Origin of the sequence: Paraburkholderia sp. GAS206C (genome assembly GCF_050435645.1) — a bacterium.
Lineage (GTDB): Bacteria > Pseudomonadota > Gammaproteobacteria > Burkholderiales > Burkholderiaceae > Paraburkholderia > Paraburkholderia phenazinium_B.
In genome coordinates, this window is sequence record NZ_JBNDKR010000008.1 from 443,888 (window position 1) to 460,672 (window position 16,785).

17 protein-coding genes are annotated in these 16,785 nt (G+C 61.8%); 6 read left to right on the forward strand and 11 right to left on the reverse strand.

Translation table 11 applies throughout. The features are described 5' to 3' along the window. Positions 1–67: 67 nt before the first annotated feature. The 4 genes from P3T20_RS24120 to P3T20_RS24135 all read right to left on the reverse strand — a co-directional run bounded on the left by P3T20_RS24120 (position 68) and on the right by P3T20_RS24135 (position 3,928). Positions 68–652 carry an amino acid synthesis family protein gene (locus P3T20_RS24120; protein ID WP_074267661.1) on the reverse strand — a complete coding sequence of 195 codons (585 nt, stop codon included), beginning with the start codon at positions 650–652 and terminating at the stop codon, positions 68–70. A 104-nt stretch (positions 653–756) separates the two neighbouring features. Next, positions 757–1,347 (reverse strand): amino acid synthesis family protein, encoded by a 591-nt coding sequence (locus tag P3T20_RS24125; RefSeq protein WP_074267660.1) that lies wholly within the window; start codon positions 1,345–1,347, stop codon positions 757–759. Next, on the reverse strand, positions 1,323–2,303 hold the full coding sequence (locus P3T20_RS24130; protein WP_074269331.1) for a UPF0280 family protein: 981 nt from the start codon (positions 2,301–2,303) through the stop codon (positions 1,323–1,325). Before P3T20_RS24130 ends, P3T20_RS24125 begins: the two co-directional genes overlap by 25 nt. Positions 2,304–2,308: 5 nt before the next feature. Next, the gene (locus tag P3T20_RS24135; RefSeq protein ID WP_429288089.1) at positions 2,309–3,928 is read right to left on the reverse strand and encodes a 6-hydroxynicotinate reductase; all 1,620 of its coding nucleotides are present in this window, start codon (positions 3,926–3,928) and stop codon (positions 2,309–2,311) included. A gap of 266 nt (positions 3,929–4,194) precedes the next feature. On the opposite strand from P3T20_RS24135, the gene fdxA reads away from it, so the two are divergent. The 3 genes from fdxA to P3T20_RS24150 all read left to right on the forward strand — a co-directional run bounded on the left by fdxA (position 4,195) and on the right by P3T20_RS24150 (position 6,599). Further along, the gene (fdxA, locus tag P3T20_RS24140; RefSeq protein ID WP_429288090.1) at positions 4,195–4,518 is read left to right on the forward strand and encodes a ferredoxin FdxA; all 324 of its coding nucleotides are present in this window, start codon (positions 4,195–4,197) and stop codon (positions 4,516–4,518) included. Between the two features lie 141 nt (positions 4,519–4,659). Then, positions 4,660–5,760, forward strand: coding sequence for an NAD(P)/FAD-dependent oxidoreductase (locus P3T20_RS24145; RefSeq protein ID WP_429288091.1), 1,101 nt, complete (start codon positions 4,660–4,662; stop codon positions 5,758–5,760). Between the two features lie 134 nt (positions 5,761–5,894). Continuing rightward, positions 5,895–6,599, forward strand: a complete 705-nt coding sequence (locus tag P3T20_RS24150) for a TetR family transcriptional regulator (protein WP_429288092.1) — start codon at positions 5,895–5,897, stop codon at positions 6,597–6,599. A 19-nt stretch (positions 6,600–6,618) separates the two neighbouring features. On the opposite strand, the gene pcaC is transcribed toward P3T20_RS24150, so the two are convergent. The 5 genes from pcaC to P3T20_RS24175 form a co-directional block, all read right to left on the reverse strand. Then, a complete protein-coding gene (gene pcaC / locus P3T20_RS24155) occupies positions 6,619–7,008 on the reverse strand; it encodes a 4-carboxymuconolactone decarboxylase (protein ID WP_074267655.1) in 390 nt (129 codons plus the stop codon). Further along, positions 7,005–7,796, reverse strand: a complete 792-nt coding sequence (gene pcaD, locus P3T20_RS24160; protein WP_429288093.1) for a 3-oxoadipate enol-lactonase — start codon at positions 7,794–7,796, stop codon at positions 7,005–7,007. Before pcaD ends, pcaC begins: the two co-directional genes overlap by 4 nt. A 4-nt stretch (positions 7,797–7,800) precedes the next feature. After that, on the reverse strand, positions 7,801–9,180 hold the full coding sequence (locus P3T20_RS24165; RefSeq protein ID WP_429288094.1) for a 3-carboxy-cis,cis-muconate cycloisomerase: 1,380 nt from the start codon (positions 9,178–9,180) through the stop codon (positions 7,801–7,803). A gap of 132 nt (positions 9,181–9,312) precedes the next feature. Then, on the reverse strand, positions 9,313–9,972 hold the full coding sequence (locus tag P3T20_RS24170) for a 3-oxoacid CoA-transferase subunit B (protein ID WP_429288095.1): 660 nt from the start codon (positions 9,970–9,972) through the stop codon (positions 9,313–9,315). Between the two features lie 11 nt (positions 9,973–9,983). Next, positions 9,984–10,688 carry a 3-oxoacid CoA-transferase subunit A gene (locus P3T20_RS24175; RefSeq protein ID WP_074267651.1) on the reverse strand — a complete coding sequence of 235 codons (705 nt, stop codon included), beginning with the start codon at positions 10,686–10,688 and terminating at the stop codon, positions 9,984–9,986. A 503-nt stretch (positions 10,689–11,191) separates the two neighbouring features. Here P3T20_RS24175 and P3T20_RS24180 point away from each other — a divergent pair. The 3 genes from P3T20_RS24180 to folE all read left to right on the forward strand — a co-directional run bounded on the left by P3T20_RS24180 (position 11,192) and on the right by folE (position 14,787). Next, positions 11,192–13,048, forward strand: coding sequence for a tetratricopeptide repeat protein (locus P3T20_RS24180; protein WP_429288096.1), 1,857 nt, complete (start codon positions 11,192–11,194; stop codon positions 13,046–13,048). Positions 13,049–13,094: 46 nt separating this feature from the next. Continuing rightward, positions 13,095–14,018, forward strand: a complete 924-nt coding sequence (locus P3T20_RS24185; RefSeq protein WP_074267649.1) for a LysR family transcriptional regulator — start codon at positions 13,095–13,097, stop codon at positions 14,016–14,018. A gap of 133 nt (positions 14,019–14,151) precedes the next feature. Next, positions 14,152–14,787 (forward strand): GTP cyclohydrolase I FolE, encoded by a 636-nt coding sequence (folE, locus tag P3T20_RS24190; protein WP_074267648.1) that lies wholly within the window; start codon positions 14,152–14,154, stop codon positions 14,785–14,787. Between the two features lie 82 nt (positions 14,788–14,869). On the opposite strand, the gene P3T20_RS24195 is transcribed toward folE, so the two are convergent. After that, the gene (locus P3T20_RS24195) at positions 14,870–15,778 is read right to left on the reverse strand and encodes a DMT family transporter (RefSeq protein WP_429288097.1); all 909 of its coding nucleotides are present in this window, start codon (positions 15,776–15,778) and stop codon (positions 14,870–14,872) included. A gap of 186 nt (positions 15,779–15,964) precedes the next feature. Next, complete coding sequence (locus P3T20_RS24200) at positions 15,965–16,777, reverse strand: AraC family transcriptional regulator (RefSeq protein WP_074269330.1); 813 nt, start codon at positions 16,775–16,777, stop codon at positions 15,965–15,967. Positions 16,778–16,785: the final 8 nt, after the last annotated feature.

Consider the following 16,785-nt stretch of genomic DNA (forward strand, 5'->3'; position numbering starts at 1 on the left):
TGCCATCCATCCCATGCGCGGCACGCTCATACGCACCTCACGGGCAGCACAGTACCAGCGAAACTATTCAACGCAAACCGTCTTCGCCCTTGATTTCGCTCGCCTGCAATCCACCGATGCGCGGCAGCGGCCGGCCCGAGGCCGTCACCGCAACCGCCACGACGATTTCGTTGGCGCGCGGCGCATCGGCAACGCGTGCTTCGATGGCGTCGAAATGGCTGCGCACGAAGGCGGCGTCTTTATGGCCAAGCGGTACGTCGATGGCAGTACCCAGCGTGCCCATTTTCTTCGCCGACGGCACCAGTGCCGCCCCCTTCTCCACTGCAACGCGCAGCGGCGCACCAAGCTTTGGATGCAGGATCGCCGCAGCGTGCTCCAACTCGCCCGCCTCTCCGACAATCGCCGCCTTACCGTAACTTTGCGCCTCGCCTGGTTCGATGCCCAGCGCTTCGACGCACTTCTTGCCGAGCAGCGCGCCGAGTTCTTCACCCGCCTCGATCAGTGCATCGAGTTTAGGTTCGAAACGGCCCGCGTAGGGGTTTTCGATCACGGCGATGGCCACCGCGCGACGCGTCGGCGGATCGATCGTCTGGCCCATTTCAATGCGTGTTTCATCTACCTGAACTACCAGCTTGCGAAGCTTGATTGCCATTTCGCTCTCCGTGTATGGGTTCGCCGGGTTTGCGTGAGCCCGGTTTGCCTTGACCCTGCGTTGACCGTGTCTACGTGTCTGCCACTACGCTACGTCGCGGTCGCCTAGCGCAGGCCGTCCTTGCCGACAATCGCCTCTTTCGCGAGACCGCCTACCCGCGCATGCACGCGCTGCCCCGTGCTCATGACGAGGATGTAGACCACTTCGTCCGCTGCCGGCGCTCCGGGCACGCAGACTTCGATCGCATCGAAATGACTGCGCACGTAGCTCGCGTTCACATGAGTCATCGGTACATCGAGCGCCGTGGAGGGTGCACCGACCTTCTTGGTCGACGGCACGATCGCGTTGGTCGGCACGCCGTTCTTCTCCAGCAGTTCACGCATGGCGTAGCCGCCCGGCACGTGCCATAGCGCACCGTGTTCCAGTTCACCCGCCGCGCCGACGATTGCTCCCTTGCCGTAGCTCTCGATTGCCGCATGCGGGACGGCCATCGCGGCAAGCAGACGCTGGGCCAGGTCGATGCCGATCGGCTTGAGCGCTTCCATGGCGTGCTCGATCTTCGGCTCGTAGCGGCCCGCAAACGGATTCGTCATCACCGCGGCAATCGCGCCCTTGCGCAATGGTTGCGCAGGCGGCGGTCCGAACTCGTGAAAAATGTCTTCGACGTGCGTCAGCACGCGGCGGATTTCGAACACGGAGCCTCCGTTGGATATTGGGTGTTATGGGTCACGCGCAAGCCGCTGCCAGCGGTCAGCGGCGCATGCAAACTCGTCATGCCGACGACACTCACACGCCGCTGCAAAAACAGCGCGGCGCCTTCGATCAAACCTTGCTCGTGCAGACGTCTCGCTTCCTGCGCACCGCAGGCGAGCGCGAAATCGACCAGCGGTTGCGGCAACGGCGGCACGTCGACGGTGACCAGCAAGTCGCCGAGGTCGCTATCGTCTTTCAGCGACGAAGCCGGCTGGCGCACGATATCCGCGTGCTTCAGATCGACCGCGTTGGCGATCATCGTTGCAGCGGCGTCAGCGGCGGCTGCGCTGCGAGCCAGCACGGTCACGCTATCCGCGATGCCGAGGCTGAAACTGCGGCCACGCCAGCCGCTCGTTGCAATACCGCGCACCGGCGACGCAGCGTCGAGCGTCAGGTTGGCGTCGAGCTTGAGGCCTTCATTCAAGCCGGCATCGGGACCATTGGCCAGGCTCGCGCCTTCAAATTCAGCCAGATCGGTGAACACGCCGATCCGGTAATGTTGGCCCTCGCCAAGATACAACGCAATATCGCCACCGTTGTTGATGAACGCCCGCGATACGCCGGGCCGCGCGAATGCCGCGATCAGTTCATCGGCCACGCTGCCCGCGACTGCAGCCATCGGCGTGATGTAGCGGGCCCGGTGCGGATAACAGGCGTCCCACATGCGGCGTGCGACCGCGCCTTCGCATGGCGCGCTCGACGCATCCTGCGGCACGGGCTGGCGTAACTTCGGCAACTCGGCCACCAGTTCGTCGAGGATCGTCGTGAAGCGCGCCCAGCACGCTTCATGCGCAGCCTGCACCGCCGCGGCGTCACCATCGGCGCCGATGATCAGATCGATCGGGCCGTGATGCAGGTGCCAGCGTGTGGCGTCGAGGGGCGCGCGGGTTGCGGTCATGGGCGTCATCCGAGCATCGGCGGTGTGCCGAGTGGCCAAGGGTTGTCAGGGTGGCGCACGAGGGTACGGCGCCCGAGCGGCGCTCCTTCCACATGATCTGGTCCGTGAGCGAGCACGCTTTCCAGCGAACGAACGGCATCGAGGTGGCCGCCGAGATCGCGGTAAACGTCATAGCTCATGGTGAATTCGATCGGCGCCACGAGAGCGGGTGTGGGCACCGTACCGAACGAACGGTCCGGCATGCGTGTCACGTCTACCATGACGGTGATACCACCACCAGGCCACACGTACGCAGGCGCCCCGCCGCAGGTCACGTTCACCAGACGCTGTTTGATCGCACGGGTCAGCAGAACGGGATTCTCAGTAGCGCCGGCGCGCAGGCTGCCACCCGCGCCGCCCAGGAAAAGCACCGTAGCCAGCGATGGCTCGCAGTTTTCGCCAATCCGCTCCACGGTCCGACGAACCGCTTCGGGCATCTCCATCACTCGCGGCACCAGATTCGCATCCAGTTCGTACCACTGCGCATGTTCGCCCGTGGTGGACACCATCAACAAACGCATCCCGGGCCGCGCTACAGCGGCATCAAAGCCCTCAACGATGGCAAGCGGGTCCGAGATGTCCGTGCCGCCCCATCCCGTGCCGGGGTTTGCCACCTGGAAATAACGGCCCGGTGTCGATTTGCGGCCGCGAATCTTCAGACCTGAACGCGTCATGCCGAGGCATCGCCCCGCCTGATGCTCGGTTAGCACGCCGGTAATGTGATCGTCGACCACCACTACTTCGTCGACATGTCCGAACCACTGCTTGGCAAATATGCCGATGGTGGCCGAGCCGCAACCCACACGCATGCGCTGCTCTTCGACGCCATCCACGATCGGCGCCGCGCCGGCGCGAATCACGAGACTCGCGCCGCCGTCGATGGTCAGCTCCACCGGCTGCTTGTTGCCGAGTTCGAGCATCATCTCGCAGGTCACGCGGCCCTCTTTCTTGCTGCCGCCGGTCAGATGGTGGACGCCGCCGAGGCTCAGCATCTGCGAACCGTATTCGGCCGTGGTCACGTGGCCGACGATCTCGCCCTGGCAACGCACATTCGATTGCTCGGGGCCGAGAAAACGGTCGGTATCGATTTTTACCTTGAAACTGCAGTAGCTGAAGATGCCCTCGGTGACGACCGTCACCATGTCGACGTCGTCGAGCTTTGAAGAAACGATGAAGGGCGCCGGCTTGTAGTCAGGATAGGTAGACGACGCGCCTACGCCGGTTACAAACAGCGCCTGCTCCTGAGCCTGGAGTGCCGCCGGCGAAGCTCCGTTCACGCCGGCAGATGCACCAAATTCGATCACCGCTGCTTCGTCCGTGGGCTTGCCGGACGCAAGCGACGGCGCCATGAACACCACCGGATCAACGCGGATCAACCGCCCGTCCGCATTTGCATAGCGGTCGCACGCTCCGGTGCGGCCTTCGGAGATCTGGCACAGCACGGGACACGCATTGCATTCGATCTTGTTGCCCGCCATCCGCTCGCTGCGGGGCGCCGCTTTTTCGAGCACGGTGGGACCGGGCGTGGAAGCGGTTTCGCCATCCACACGGTCTGCACCGAAATCGACCTTCGTATGTTCGGTCATGTTGGGGTTCCCATACGACGACATTACAATCGGCCCTGCCCGGTTGACGAAATAGCCCTTGTTTCAAGGCATATTCGTGTGACCCGCACCGGCATGCATTTTGAAAAATGTTGCGGTCACTAACCGTTCGTGTAGTATGCACTACATCAAACTTGATAGAAATCTACTCGATCAAAATAGACTGCGCAACGTCTTTTCCCTGGTCGTTGGTCATGTTGCGGCGCGCCATTGCCTGCGCCGCGACCCTATGCAGAAGGAGTTTCGCCGTGACACATGTCGTGACAGAAGCCTGCATCCGCTGCCGTTATACCGACTGCGTAGACGTCTGCCCGGTGGACTGCTTCCACGCCGGACCGAACATGCTGGTGATCGACCCGGACGAATGCATCGACTGCGCGGTCTGCGTAGCCGAGTGCCCCGTCAATGCAATTTACGCCGAAGAAGATCTGCCTGCAGCACAGCAGACGTTCACCGCGCTGAACGCCGAGTTGACCGGCGTGTTCCCGGTGCTAAGCAAGCGTGAAGACCCGTTGCCCGAGGCCGATGCATGGAAAGACGTCACGGAAAAATTGCATCTGCTCGAGCGCTGAGGTGTGCCATGCCGCGTCCCATGCGTTCCGCGCCGCCGCCGTTCAGCACCCTGATTTCGCCGCACCGCAGCCTCCCCGGCGTGCGTATCCGGCTCCTCGTTCCCCCGTTGTTTTTCCCTCAACCGATCGCAGGAGAAACCCATGAACGAAGTTGTTGACCACCCCGCCTCTCACGATACGCAGGACACCCATGCCGAACCGCCATCGCCCATCGAAACCGACGCATTGATCGTCGGTGCAGGGCCGGTCGGCCTCTTCCAGGTGTTCGAACTGGGGCTGCTTGAAATCAAGGCGCATGTCATCGATTCGCTGCCGGTACTAGGCGGCCAGTGCGTCGAGTTGTACCCGGATAAACCGATTTACGACATTCCTGCGGTGCCTATCTGCACCGGTCAGGAGCTCGCCGACAATCTGTTGAAGCAGATCGAACCGTTCGGCGCAACGTTTCACCTCGGGCAGGAAGTGCAGATCGTCGAGCGTCTGGAAGACCGGCGCTTCTTCGTGCGCACCAGCAAAGGCACCGAGTTCGTGACTAAAACCATCTTTATTGCAGCGGGGGTGGGCTCGTTCCAGCCACGCACGCTGAAAGTCGCAGGCATCGACAAATACCACGGGCGGCAACTGTTCTACCGCGTGCGCGATCCCGAACTGTTCCGCGACAAGGACATTGTGATCTGCGGCGGCGGCGATTCCGCGCTGGACTGGGCACTCAATCTCGTGGACGTCGCGCAAAGCGTGATCCTCGTGCACCGGCGCGATGACTTCCGCGCGGCGCCCGCATCAGTAGCAAAAATGCGCGCGCTCTGCGACGATCTTCGCATGCAATGTCTGGTCGGCCAGGTGAGCGGTTTCGAAGACAATCATGAAGCGCTTCATCGCATCAAGGTGGCGGGCGGTGACGGCGTCACGCGCACGCTCGAACTCGATCATCTGCTGGTGTTCTTCGGACTCTCCCCGCAGCTTGGGCCGATCGCCCAGTGGGGACTGGATATTGAACGCAAACAGGTAGGCGTCGATACGGAGAAGTTCGAAACCAATGTGCCGGGCATCTTTGCGGTTGGAGATATCAACACCTACCCCGGCAAAAAGAAGCTGATTCTCTCGGGATTCCATGAAGCCGCGCTGGCAGCATTCGGTGCTGCGCCCTATATTTTCCCGGACAAGAAGATTCATATGCAGTACACAACAACCAGCACTAAACTGCACAAGGTGCTGGGTGTGGAGTCGCCAGTGTTCGATTAATGACGTGCTTGCCCGTTTGCATCCGGGCGGTATGATGACAACGGCCGGCGGCGGAAACCGCTGGCCCGCAGTTTTGTGCCTAGTTTTGTGAGTAGATGCATCAGAACCATCACCAGAGAGAACCGAGGCCGCCCATGAGTCCAACTGCCGCCCGCAAGACGGGCGCTACCGGCATCCGCGCGAAGCAGGCCCAGGATACGCGCGCAAAGATCCTGAAAGCAGCCATCAAGGTATTCGCGAAGCAAGGCTATGCAAGCGGCCGGGTCGAAAGCATTTCAAAAGCAGCGCGCTCGCACGACCGGATGATTTACTACTACTTCGGCAGCAAGGAGCAACTATTCGTCGAAGTGCTCGAGACGATCTACTCGCAGTTCAATGAAGCCGAAAGCCGGCTCGACCTGGATCTGGACAATCCCGTGCATGGCCTGCAACAGATGGTCGAATTTGTCTGGCAGTACTACCTCGATCACCCCGAGTTCGTCACGCTGCTGTCCAGCGAGAATCTGCATCAGGGCAAGCACTCGAAGAAATCGTCCAAGCTGCGTGAGATTTCCGGCTACGCGATTTCTGTGGTCCAGAAAGTGCTGGATGCGGGCAAGGACAAGGGTGTGTTTCGCCACAGCATCGCGGCGCGTGATGTGTATATCATGATCGCGTCGTTAGGGTATTTTTATAACGCCAATCAGTACACGCTTGGCGCGTTTCTGGGCGAGTCGCTGATGGACAAGGAGGCACTCGCGCATTGGCGCGAGGTCATCAAGGAGACGGTACTGCGAGCGGTGTTGGCAGAAGTGCCGGCCGAGGTGGCCGGCACAGAGAGCGAAAAAGCTTCGGTATAGGGCTGACCAGGGCTGGCGCTTATGCCTTTGCCCCGTCTTCCTCGCGGAACAGCTTGTCGGCCAGATGAAACGCCGAGTTAGCCGCGGGCACGCCGCAATAGATTGCGGTCTGCAGCAGCACTTCCTTGATCTCGTCGCGGGTCACGCCGTTGTTCTTCGCGGCGCGCAGATGCAGCGCGAGTTCTTCGCTGCGATTGAGCGAAACCATCAACGCGATCGTCACGAGGCTGCGGGTATGACGCGGCAAACCTTCGCGCGTCCAGATCTCGCCCCATGCATAACGCGTGATGAAGTTCTGGAATTCCTCGGTGAGTTCGGTGCGGTTGGCCAAAGACCGCTCTACGTGCGCGTCGCCCAGCACGGCGCGGCGCACGTTCATTCCGGCTTCGTAACGTTCGTCGTCGTTCATTGCTGCTCCGTGAGGAAGTCGAGGATGGTCTTCGTAAAGGCGTCAGCCTGCTCGATGTTGGAGATATGCGAGGAGTCGAGCTCGACATAGCGCGCGCCAGGAATCGACGCTGCGAGCTCCTTGCCTTGCGCAGGCGTCGCGGCCAGATCATGCGTGCCGGAAATCACCAGCACAGGCAGCTTGATACCAGGCGCTTCGGGACGCAGGTCGGTGGCATCGATCGCTTCGCAATTGCTGGCGTAGCCTTCCTTGTCCGTGTGAACGAAAACATCGCGGATCACGGAGAAGATCAGCGGTTCGCGTGCGATGAACTCGGCGGTGAACCAGCGCGGCAAAACCGCTTCGGAAAGCGCCAGCATCCCTTCCTTGCGTGCCCGTTCGGCACGCGGCACCCAGACTTCCGGCGAACCGATGCGCGCTGCCGTATTGCACAGCACGACGCGTTCGAAGCGGTTCGCGTGACGGGCCGCGAGGCCGACGCCGGTCAGCCCGCCCATCGAGAGGCCGCAAAAATTCGCCTTGGCGATCTTCAGCGTATCCATCAGGCCGATCACGTCGCCCGTCAACTGTTCGATCGTGTACGACCCCTTCGGCGCTTCCGAATGACCGTGGCCGCGCGTGTCGTAGCGCAACACGCGAAACGTCTTCGATAGCGCGGCGACTTGCGGCGCCCACATCGACATATCGCTGCCAAGCGAATTCGACAGCACGATCCACGGCGCGTGACCATGACGGTCGCCGTCGATCCGATAATGAAGCTCGATGCCGTTGACTGCGGCGTAGGGCATTCCGTTACTCCTGGGAAGGTGCGCGGCCAGCGCGCTCGCTGTGAAGAGCCAGCACGGCGTCTACATAGGCGTGTGCCTGGCCGACGTATTGAGCCGGATCGAGCAGGCGTTGCAGTTGCTCGACCGGAAGATGTTCGATGACAGCGGCATCGGCGGCGAGCACGTCGAAGAGCGTCTTCCCCGATTGCACCGCTGTTTTCGAAGCCCGCTCTACCAGATGATGCGCGTCGAGCCGACCGATGCGGTCGCCCAGCGCAAGCATCACCGATTCGCCGAGGATCAGACCATGCGTGACTTCGAGATTGCTCGCGAGCCGTTCGACGTTGACGTCGAGACCGCTCACGATCTGTTCTATGTTGGCAAGCGCCCCACCTGCGAGCCGCGCGAGATCGGGCAGTGCGTCCCACTCTGCCTGCCAGCCGCCGAGGGCACGCTCGTGTTCCTGCACCATGCCTGCAAGCACGGTAGCGACGAGCCCCGGCGCGCGCGTCGAGGCGGTGAGCACGGCCGCGCAGCCGACGGGATTGCGTTTATGCGGCATCGTCGACGAACCGCCCTTGCCCGCCGCGGCCGGTTCGGCCAGTTCGCCGAGTTCGGTTTGCATCTGCAGCGAGATGTCGCGAGCAATCTTGCCAAGCGTGCCGATCAGCATGCCGAGCCATGAGGCCGTTTCGGCGATACGGTCGCGCTGCGTATGCCACGGCACCGCGGGCACGCTCAGGTCCAGCTCTTTGCCTAACGCTTGCGTTACTTCCGGCGCTGCGTCGCGCAGACTCGCAAGCGTGCCGGCCGCGCCGCCGAATTGCAGTGCCAGCACGCGAGGGCGCAACGCATCGAGCCGTTCTTGATGACGCAGTAACGTATCGAGCCACTGCGCGAATTTCAGACCCAGCGTAATCGGCAAAGCCTGCTGCAACCAGGTCCGGCCGATCATCGGCGTCGCGCGATGGGTGCGGGCAAGCACAGCGAGCGCTGCGCAGGTAGATTGCAGATGCGGGCCAAGCAGATCGAAGGTGTCGCGCAGTTGCAGGACGGTCGCGGTATCGATGATGTCCTGGCTCGTCGCGCCCCAGTGGACGTATTTCGACGCTTCCGCGTCCGCCGCCTTCACGCGCGCAGTCAGTTGCTTGACGAGCGGAATGGCCAGATTGCCGCCGAGCGCCGCGTCGCGTGCGAGCGCGTCGGCATCCAGTTGATCAGCCTGGCAAGCCGCTTCGATCGCGGCCACCGCCGATTGCGGAATGACGTTGTGCTGCGCCGAGGCCCGCGCGAGCGCCGCTTCGACATCGAGCATTCTTTGCAGCGTGGCGCGGGGCGACCAGACATCGTTCATTGGCTGCGTGCCGCAGATGAGACCGGTCAGACGGGCGCTGGCTTCGAGCATGGTGAATTGAAAAAACGGAGAGAGGATATCGTCCGAGCGTCCGAATCTACGCGCAAGCGGAGCACGCGCGGCCTTCGGAAACAATGGACACGCCAGACAAGTTACACCATTGTCGCCAATGCCGCGCCGAGGTCACGCAGCGCGTGCCGCCTGGGTGCCGTCGATCAGCGGCACGCCGGTCAGTTTGTGCAGCGCGTCGAAATCGATGTCCGAGAAAATCTCGCGCACCACGAGGCCGTCTGCGGTGACGTCGATCATCGCCAGGTCGGTGTAGATGCGATCCACGCAGGCCACGCCTGTGACCGGATAGGTGCACTCGGCAGCGATCTTGCTTTCGCCCTGCTTGGTCAGGTGCTCCATCATCACGTACACCTGCTTGGCGCCGATGGCCAGATCCATCGCGCCGCCGACTGCCGGAATCGCATCCGGCGCGCCGGTGTGCCAGTTCGCGAGGTCGCCCTTGGACGATACCTGGAATGCGCCGAGCACGCAGAAATCCAGGTGGCCGCCGCGCATCATCGCGAACGAGTCCGAATGGTGGAAGTACGCACCGCCCGTCAGCAACGTGACGTGTTGCTTGCCGGCGTTGATCAGTTCGTCATCTTCCTTGCCGGGTGCCGGTGCAGGGCCCATGCCGAGCAGACCGTTTTCGCTGTGCAGGAAAATTTCCTTGTCTGCAGCGAGGTGGTTGGCCACCAGCGTCGGCACGCCGATACCGAGGTTCACATACGCGCCTTCAGGGATGTCCTGAGCGACGCGCTTCGCCATTTCATCGCGGGTCAGTTTTTTCATGTCGGGTCTCCTCAGGCTGCGGTCGCGGATGCGAGCTCTGCTTCATGCGTGGCTTGCGGCACTTCGATCACGCGTTGCACGAAAATGCCGGGGGTGACGATCACTTCCGGATCGAGTTCGCCGAGCGGCACCACTTTCGACACCTGCACAACCGCAGTTTTCGCCGCGCTCGCCATGATCGGGCCGAAGTTACGCGCCGTCTTGCGATACACCAGATTGCCCCAGCGGTCGCCCTTGAAAGCCTTGATCAGCGCGAAATCCGCATGCAGCGGCGACTCGAGCACGTAATGCTTGCCGTCGATCAGGCGCGTTTCCTTGCCCTCCGCGAGTTTCGTGCCGTACGCGGTCGGAGTGAAGAAGCCGCCGATACCCGCACCTGCTGCGCGAATACGCTCGGCGAGATTGCCCTGCGGCACGAGTTCGAGTTCGATCTCACCGGCGCGGTAGAGCGCGTCGAACACATAGGAATCGGTCTGGCGCGGGAACGAGCAGATGATCTTGCGCACGCGCCTGGCCTTCAGCAATGCGGCCAGGCCGATGTCGCCGTTGCCGGCATTGTTGTTGACGATGGTGAGTTCGCGCGCGCCTTGCTCGATCAGCGCGTCGATCAGCTCGGACGGCATACCGGCCGTGCCGAAACCGCCGATCATGACGGTCGCGCCGTCGTGCACATCGGCGACCGCCGACTGAAGTGACTCGAAAATCTTGTTGATCATGTCGAATTCCCTAAGGGACGCGCCGTACCGTGCCGCTCGCGCCGTCACGGCACGCCTGCTCTGGCGAACCACGCGGAACGGTTTGCGGGACGGTCTCCACGTCCTGGTCATGGCGCGCCGACCGGATTCGATCAACACGCGGTTTGTTCGCGAATTTGTTCGATATACGAACACTGATTCGTTTAGCGAACGCATTGGCGCATTATGAAAGCTGCTGCTTGCGCTTGTCAAGGCGGGGCTATCCATGATCCGCTTTTATCCCACCCGCCCGGTAAAAATTCTGACGAAAGAAAAGAAGTCCCCGCTTGTTTAACCTGCTCAGGATATTCAATATCTTGATCTGGCGATCTTCGATGTCCACGTGGTTTTGAGTTCCTGACGGTTGGGGTAAGTGATTCAGGACACACGATCCGTATCTCACGTATCTCACTTCATCAGGATTCTTAACTAACCAAATTGAATGAGCCAGATCGAACCACAATTCATCATAGAGACAAAATATCTTGCAGCTCAACCATCCGCCTAACAACGACGTCGACGCAACCCTGGACGTGGAGGCGCTTGTCGCACTCGCCGACACTGACTTTGCCGCGCGGCGTTTCACCGAGGCGATGAATGGTTACCGCAAAGTGCTCGCCATCAGCCCGCGCCATGTGCATGCGCTGCATCTGATGGGACTCGCCTGCGTGCATGCGAACGACATGAACCAGGCGCTCGGCTATCTTGAACAGGCGCTGCAAGTCGCCCCTGACCGCGCCGATCTGTGGGAGCACGCCGGCCTGCTCGCGGCGTTGCAGGGAGACATCGTTTGCGCCGACGCGTTCTATCGTCGCGCGATCGCATTGGGCGGCAGCACCGCCAGCCTTCACAGGAACCTCGCTGACAGCCTGCGGTTGTCCGGCCGCTTTAGCGAGGCAATCACCCACTACAAAAAGTCCCTTGAAATCGAGCCAGCGTTGAATCATGCAATTCGTGCCTTGGCCCGAATCAGCGCGCAAATCGGCCACATCGATGACGCCGCCGATTACTGGTTGCGCGCATGGACGCTCGATGCATCCTGCCTGCAGGACGGCCTTGATCTGATTGCAGCACTGGCAAAGACAAACCGTACCAGTCAGCTCGACTTGGCGACCGCGCAGATCCGAACCCGCTTTGCCCGCGACGCCGAGGCGCTCAAATCGCTGTCGTTCGTATTGAACACCAACGATCATTTCAGCGACGCATACAGCGTTGCGACACAGGGACTCGCCATCGATCCACGCCATCCCTTACTGCACCACAACGCAGCGCGCGCACTCGGCATGCAGGGTGACCTCGCCGCAAGCCGGCCACACAGTATGGAGGCTGCGCGGCTTATGCCGGATAACCCATATATGCAATTTCAACTGGCCGGTGTGCAACTTGGATTGGGCGAGTTCGAAGAAGGCTGGCAGCGATACGGATGGTTCTACAAAATCCCCGGCCGGGAGAAAGAATTGGTCCGTCCACCGTTTCCTGAATGGCAGGGTGAATCGGTTGCGGGACGTCTATTCCTGCTGGTTGGTGAACAAGGACGTGGCGATGAAATCCAGTTCATCCGGTTTGCTGAATGGTTGCATCAACAACGAGCAATCGTCGACGTGCTGGTAAGCGAGCCCATAGCAAGGCTAGCCGCCAGCATGACGAACGTGCGAACCGTATGGACTACCGTACCTCCCGGACCTTACGACTACTGGAGTCATATGCTAAGGATTCCAGAGCGCATGAAACTCAGCTTGCCCATGCTCCCCGTTGCGATGCCGTATCTCACCACGACGCCTCACAAGTTTCGCTATTGGCAGGGCTACATTGATGCCCTGTCATCGCGAAAGATGAGCGAAGGAGGCAAACATATCGCCGTGGTGTGGGCAGGCAGCGCGACCCACGCTCTCGACCGTTACCGGTCTATCCGGATCGAGGCGCTAAAGCCGCTCTTCAACCTCCCGCAGGTCAGATGGTATTCCGTGCAGAAAGGCGAGCGCGAACGCGAGAGCGAACGTCTCGGCAATGACTTCGACGTGCACACGTTAGGCCCCGCAATCGAAGACTTCACCGATACGCTCGCGATACTTCAAACGCTCGATCTGCTCATTACGGTAGACACCTCCGTTGCCCACCTTGCCGGAGCCGCGGGCTTGCCCGTGTGGACGCTTATACCCGCCTGCGCGGACTGGCGCTGGCTGACGGACAGAACAGATAGCCCCTGGTATCCATCAATGCGCCTGTTCCGGCAACGTCGGTTGGGAGAATGGGATGCCGTCGTCGACGAGGTAAGGCATGCGCTACGCGAGTGGCAAACGGCCCCTTCGGCGCTTTCCCCAATATCCGCCAGCGCGATTTAAGGAGTAAGGTATATGCGTTAAACCGATACTCCCTTGCGCTGCCGGCATGCCCGAACTAGACCTCAACCTGATCCCCTACCTCGTTGCGATGGAGGAAACCCGCAACGTGAGCCGCGCCGCGGAGCGTCTGGGCGTCAGCCAGCCACGCGTAAGTACGGCGCTTGGCCGGCTGCGCGAGTATTTCGGCGATCAACTGTTCGTGCGCACTTCGCGCGGCATGGAACCGACGCCGCGTGCTCTCGCGCTGATTCCCGCGGCGCGCGAGGCACTGCTGCGCATCGAGCAAGGCATGCTGGACGCGCAGGACTTCGAGCCGTCCACTACCACCCAGACGTTTTCGATCGCTCTCTCCGACGTCGGCGAAATCGTCTTTCTGCCGCGTCTGCTGCAAATGTTCGCCGAACGCGCACCACGCGCGAATCTCCGCTCGGTCTCACTGCCGCCTTCGCAAATCGAGCGCGGTCTCGAATCAGGCGACGTGGATCTGGCGGTCGGCTACTTCCCGGACCTCTCAGGGAACAACTTCTTTCAGCAACGCCTCTTCACGCATCGCTTCATTTGTCTGATGCGCAGCGATCATCCGCTCGCGCGCGAACCGTTGACGCTGTCGCAGTTCATCGGATGTGGACATGCTGTCGTGCGTGCCGAAGGACGCAGTCAGGAAGTCCTCGAGCAATTCCTCGAGAAAAAACGCATCCGGCGCCGCGCGGTGCTCGAAACTTCGCATTTCATGAGCTTGCCGTTCATTCTCGCGCGCACCGACCTGATCGCCACAGTGCCGCATGCAATCGGCTTTGCGTACGTCTCCGAACATGCCTCCATCATGCTCGTCGAACCGCCGCTCGAACTGCCGCGCTTCGATCTGAAGCAGCACTGGCATCGCAAGTTTCATAACGACCCGCGTGCGAGTTGGCTGCGTAGTGTCGTCGCCGAACTCTTTAACGACGCCATGGACGAGTGGCCGAAATAGCCGGCGCATTGCGGTGCCGCGGACCAGCGCTCACGGTTATAAAGCTGCAGCCTTACACACCGCATCGCAAAACATGGAACAATGACCGGTACCGGTCGGACCTGGTAGACGTGCGACCTCACAGGAGTCAAGGATGACCAGCAAGGCAAAGAAGACCAAACAAAGCGAAGCCCTTGGCCGCCCGACGCGTGAAGAGGCGGAAGATGCCGTACGCGTGTTGTTGCGCTGGGCCGGCGACGATCCGCAACGTGAAGGACTGCTCGATACGCCGGCGCGCGTCGTGCGCTCCTATGAAGAGTTCTTTGCGGGCTATTCGGTCGATCCGCGCGAACTGCTCGCTCGCACCTTCTCCGAGGTGGATGGCTACGACGAGATGATCGTGCTGAAAGACATCCGCTTCGAAAGCTATTGCGAGCATCACATGGTGCCGATCATCGGTCGTGCGCATGTCGCCTATTTGCCGGGCCATCGCGTGGTGGGGATTTCGAAGCTGGCGCGGCTCGTCGATGCGTTCGCCAAGCGTCTGCAGATCCAGGAGAAGATGACTGTGCAGATCGCCGATACGCTCAATGAAGTACTGCAACCGGCCGGGGTCGGCGTGATCCTCGAAGCGGCTCATCAATGCATGTCGACACGCGGCGTGCACAAGGCCGGCGTCACGATGGTCACCTCGCGCATGCTCGGCACATTTCGCACGGATCCGTCCACGCGTCGGGAATTCCTGTCGATCGTCGGCCATCCTGGTGTCGTGGCAGTGTCGAATACCTGAGCACGCACGTAGGCGCCCGCAAAGTTCCGTCGTGGGATCGGCGCTCAGACCCGCGATCAAAGCCGCAGCCAGGTACGCCGCGTCACGCTGTGCGACGCGGTGCGCGCTTCAGGTGCCCCATCGTCGCAAGCAAAACCGCGCCGAGCACACACACCACCCCGGTAAGCTGCGCACCCGTCACCGGCTCGCGTAGAAACGCCGCCGCCATCACTACGGCGCTGATAGGCACGAGCGCCGTCATGAGGCCGGCTTCCGCGCCGCTGATCCGGGCGGCCCCCGCATACCACAGCACGAACCCGCCCACCGTCGGCACCAGGGCGTAATAGACAACGCCCGCCAGCGCGGCTGCATCGAACGGCAGGCGCCATGCGTGCTCAAAGGCCGCTGGTACGATTGCCACCGCGAAGCCTATTCCACTCATCAATGCGGACAGCGGCAGCGCCGCCACCGGCGTGCGCAGCTTGCGGTTAAGCAGAATGAATAGCGCTTCGCACACGATCGCGATAAACACCAGTGCATTCCCCGCTAACGAACTCGCTGCACGCGGGACACCAAGCTCGCCCAGCCGCACGGTGCACACCAGCACGCCTGATGTCGCCAGAATAATGGCGCCGACGAGCGAAGGCGCTGGACGCTCGCCGAGCGCCAGCATCGCCACGAGTGCCGACACGGCCGGAAGAGTGCCCGCAATCACGCCGGCATCCGCTGCCGAAGCGAGCTTCATGCCGCTGATCAGAAACACCGTGTAGCCGACGCTGCCCGCACCTGCCTGCGCGATCAGCAGCAACACGTCTCGCCATGCAAGGCACGGCCAACGCACACCGCGCACGCGCATCACCAGCAGGAACACAGGAAACGCGATCGCAAAACGCAACGCAGTGGCCGAAAACGGCGGCAGCCCGGCCGCGATCGTCTTGCTGACCACGACCGTGCTGCCGACACCGATCATCGCCAGACCGCAAAACAGATAGCCGACGTAACGCGAATTCATTCTGCCGCCGTTCATGATTGAATGAGCGGCCAGCTTAGAAGTCGCGCAGCGGGCGGTCTTGAACGAAATTGCAGCGTACTGCGTGTTGACGCGCGCAGATCGCCCCGCGCGCCGCCGCATGCAAAAGAAAGGAGAGAACGCTGCGAACACCGGCCATGTGGCCCTCGCGAGACGCCGAACGGATCGCTAGCGGATCGCCGCGGCGTAGTTAGCCGGCGTCACACCGAGCAAACGCACGAATGCACGCGTCATATGACTCTGGTCCGCAAATCCCGCGGCAGCCGCCGTCTCGGCAAGCGCAGTGCCACGCGCAATCAGCTGACGAGCCAGCACAACGCGCCGCTGCATACGGTACGCATGCGGCGGCAGCCCTAGCGCTTGCGCGAAGTTGCGCAATAACTGAAAGCGGCTCATGCCCGCCTCTGCGGCCAGCTCCGCGAGCGTAAGCTGTGCTGCGGGATCATCGTCGATGCGGGCCCTGGCGCGCGCAATCGGAGTCGCCACGTCGCGCGGCGAAACGTACCTCAACGTAGTGTGGCGCCGCGCGAGATGCCCGAGCATATGCAGCAGCGCCGTTTCGCGCGCCAGTGCATCGCCGGGGCCGGCTACCGTAACGGACACCAGGAACAGCCGATCGAACAGGGCGTTCAATACAGGATCGTGAGCGACCGGCTGCGTCAATTCAATCATCTGATGCGGCACGCCGGCTGGTCCCTGCGCTACCAGTTCACCCGCAACATCGCGCAGAAGTGCCGGCTCGAAGTAAAGCATGCGCCATGCGCGGCCACGCTCGTCCAGCGGACTGCCGTCGTGAACTTCCCCAGGGTTGACCATGATCGCGTCATTCATGCGCGCTTCCACCACACCGCGCCCGCTCGCCGAGCGGTGTCCGCCTCGCACGATCACCCCAACGCCGAAGCGGTCGTGCGAGTGTCGTGGAAATGCATGTGCCGTTTCCGCAATCGTCGCCTCTACGCCGGCGATCGCGCAGCGGGGCATATAGACGC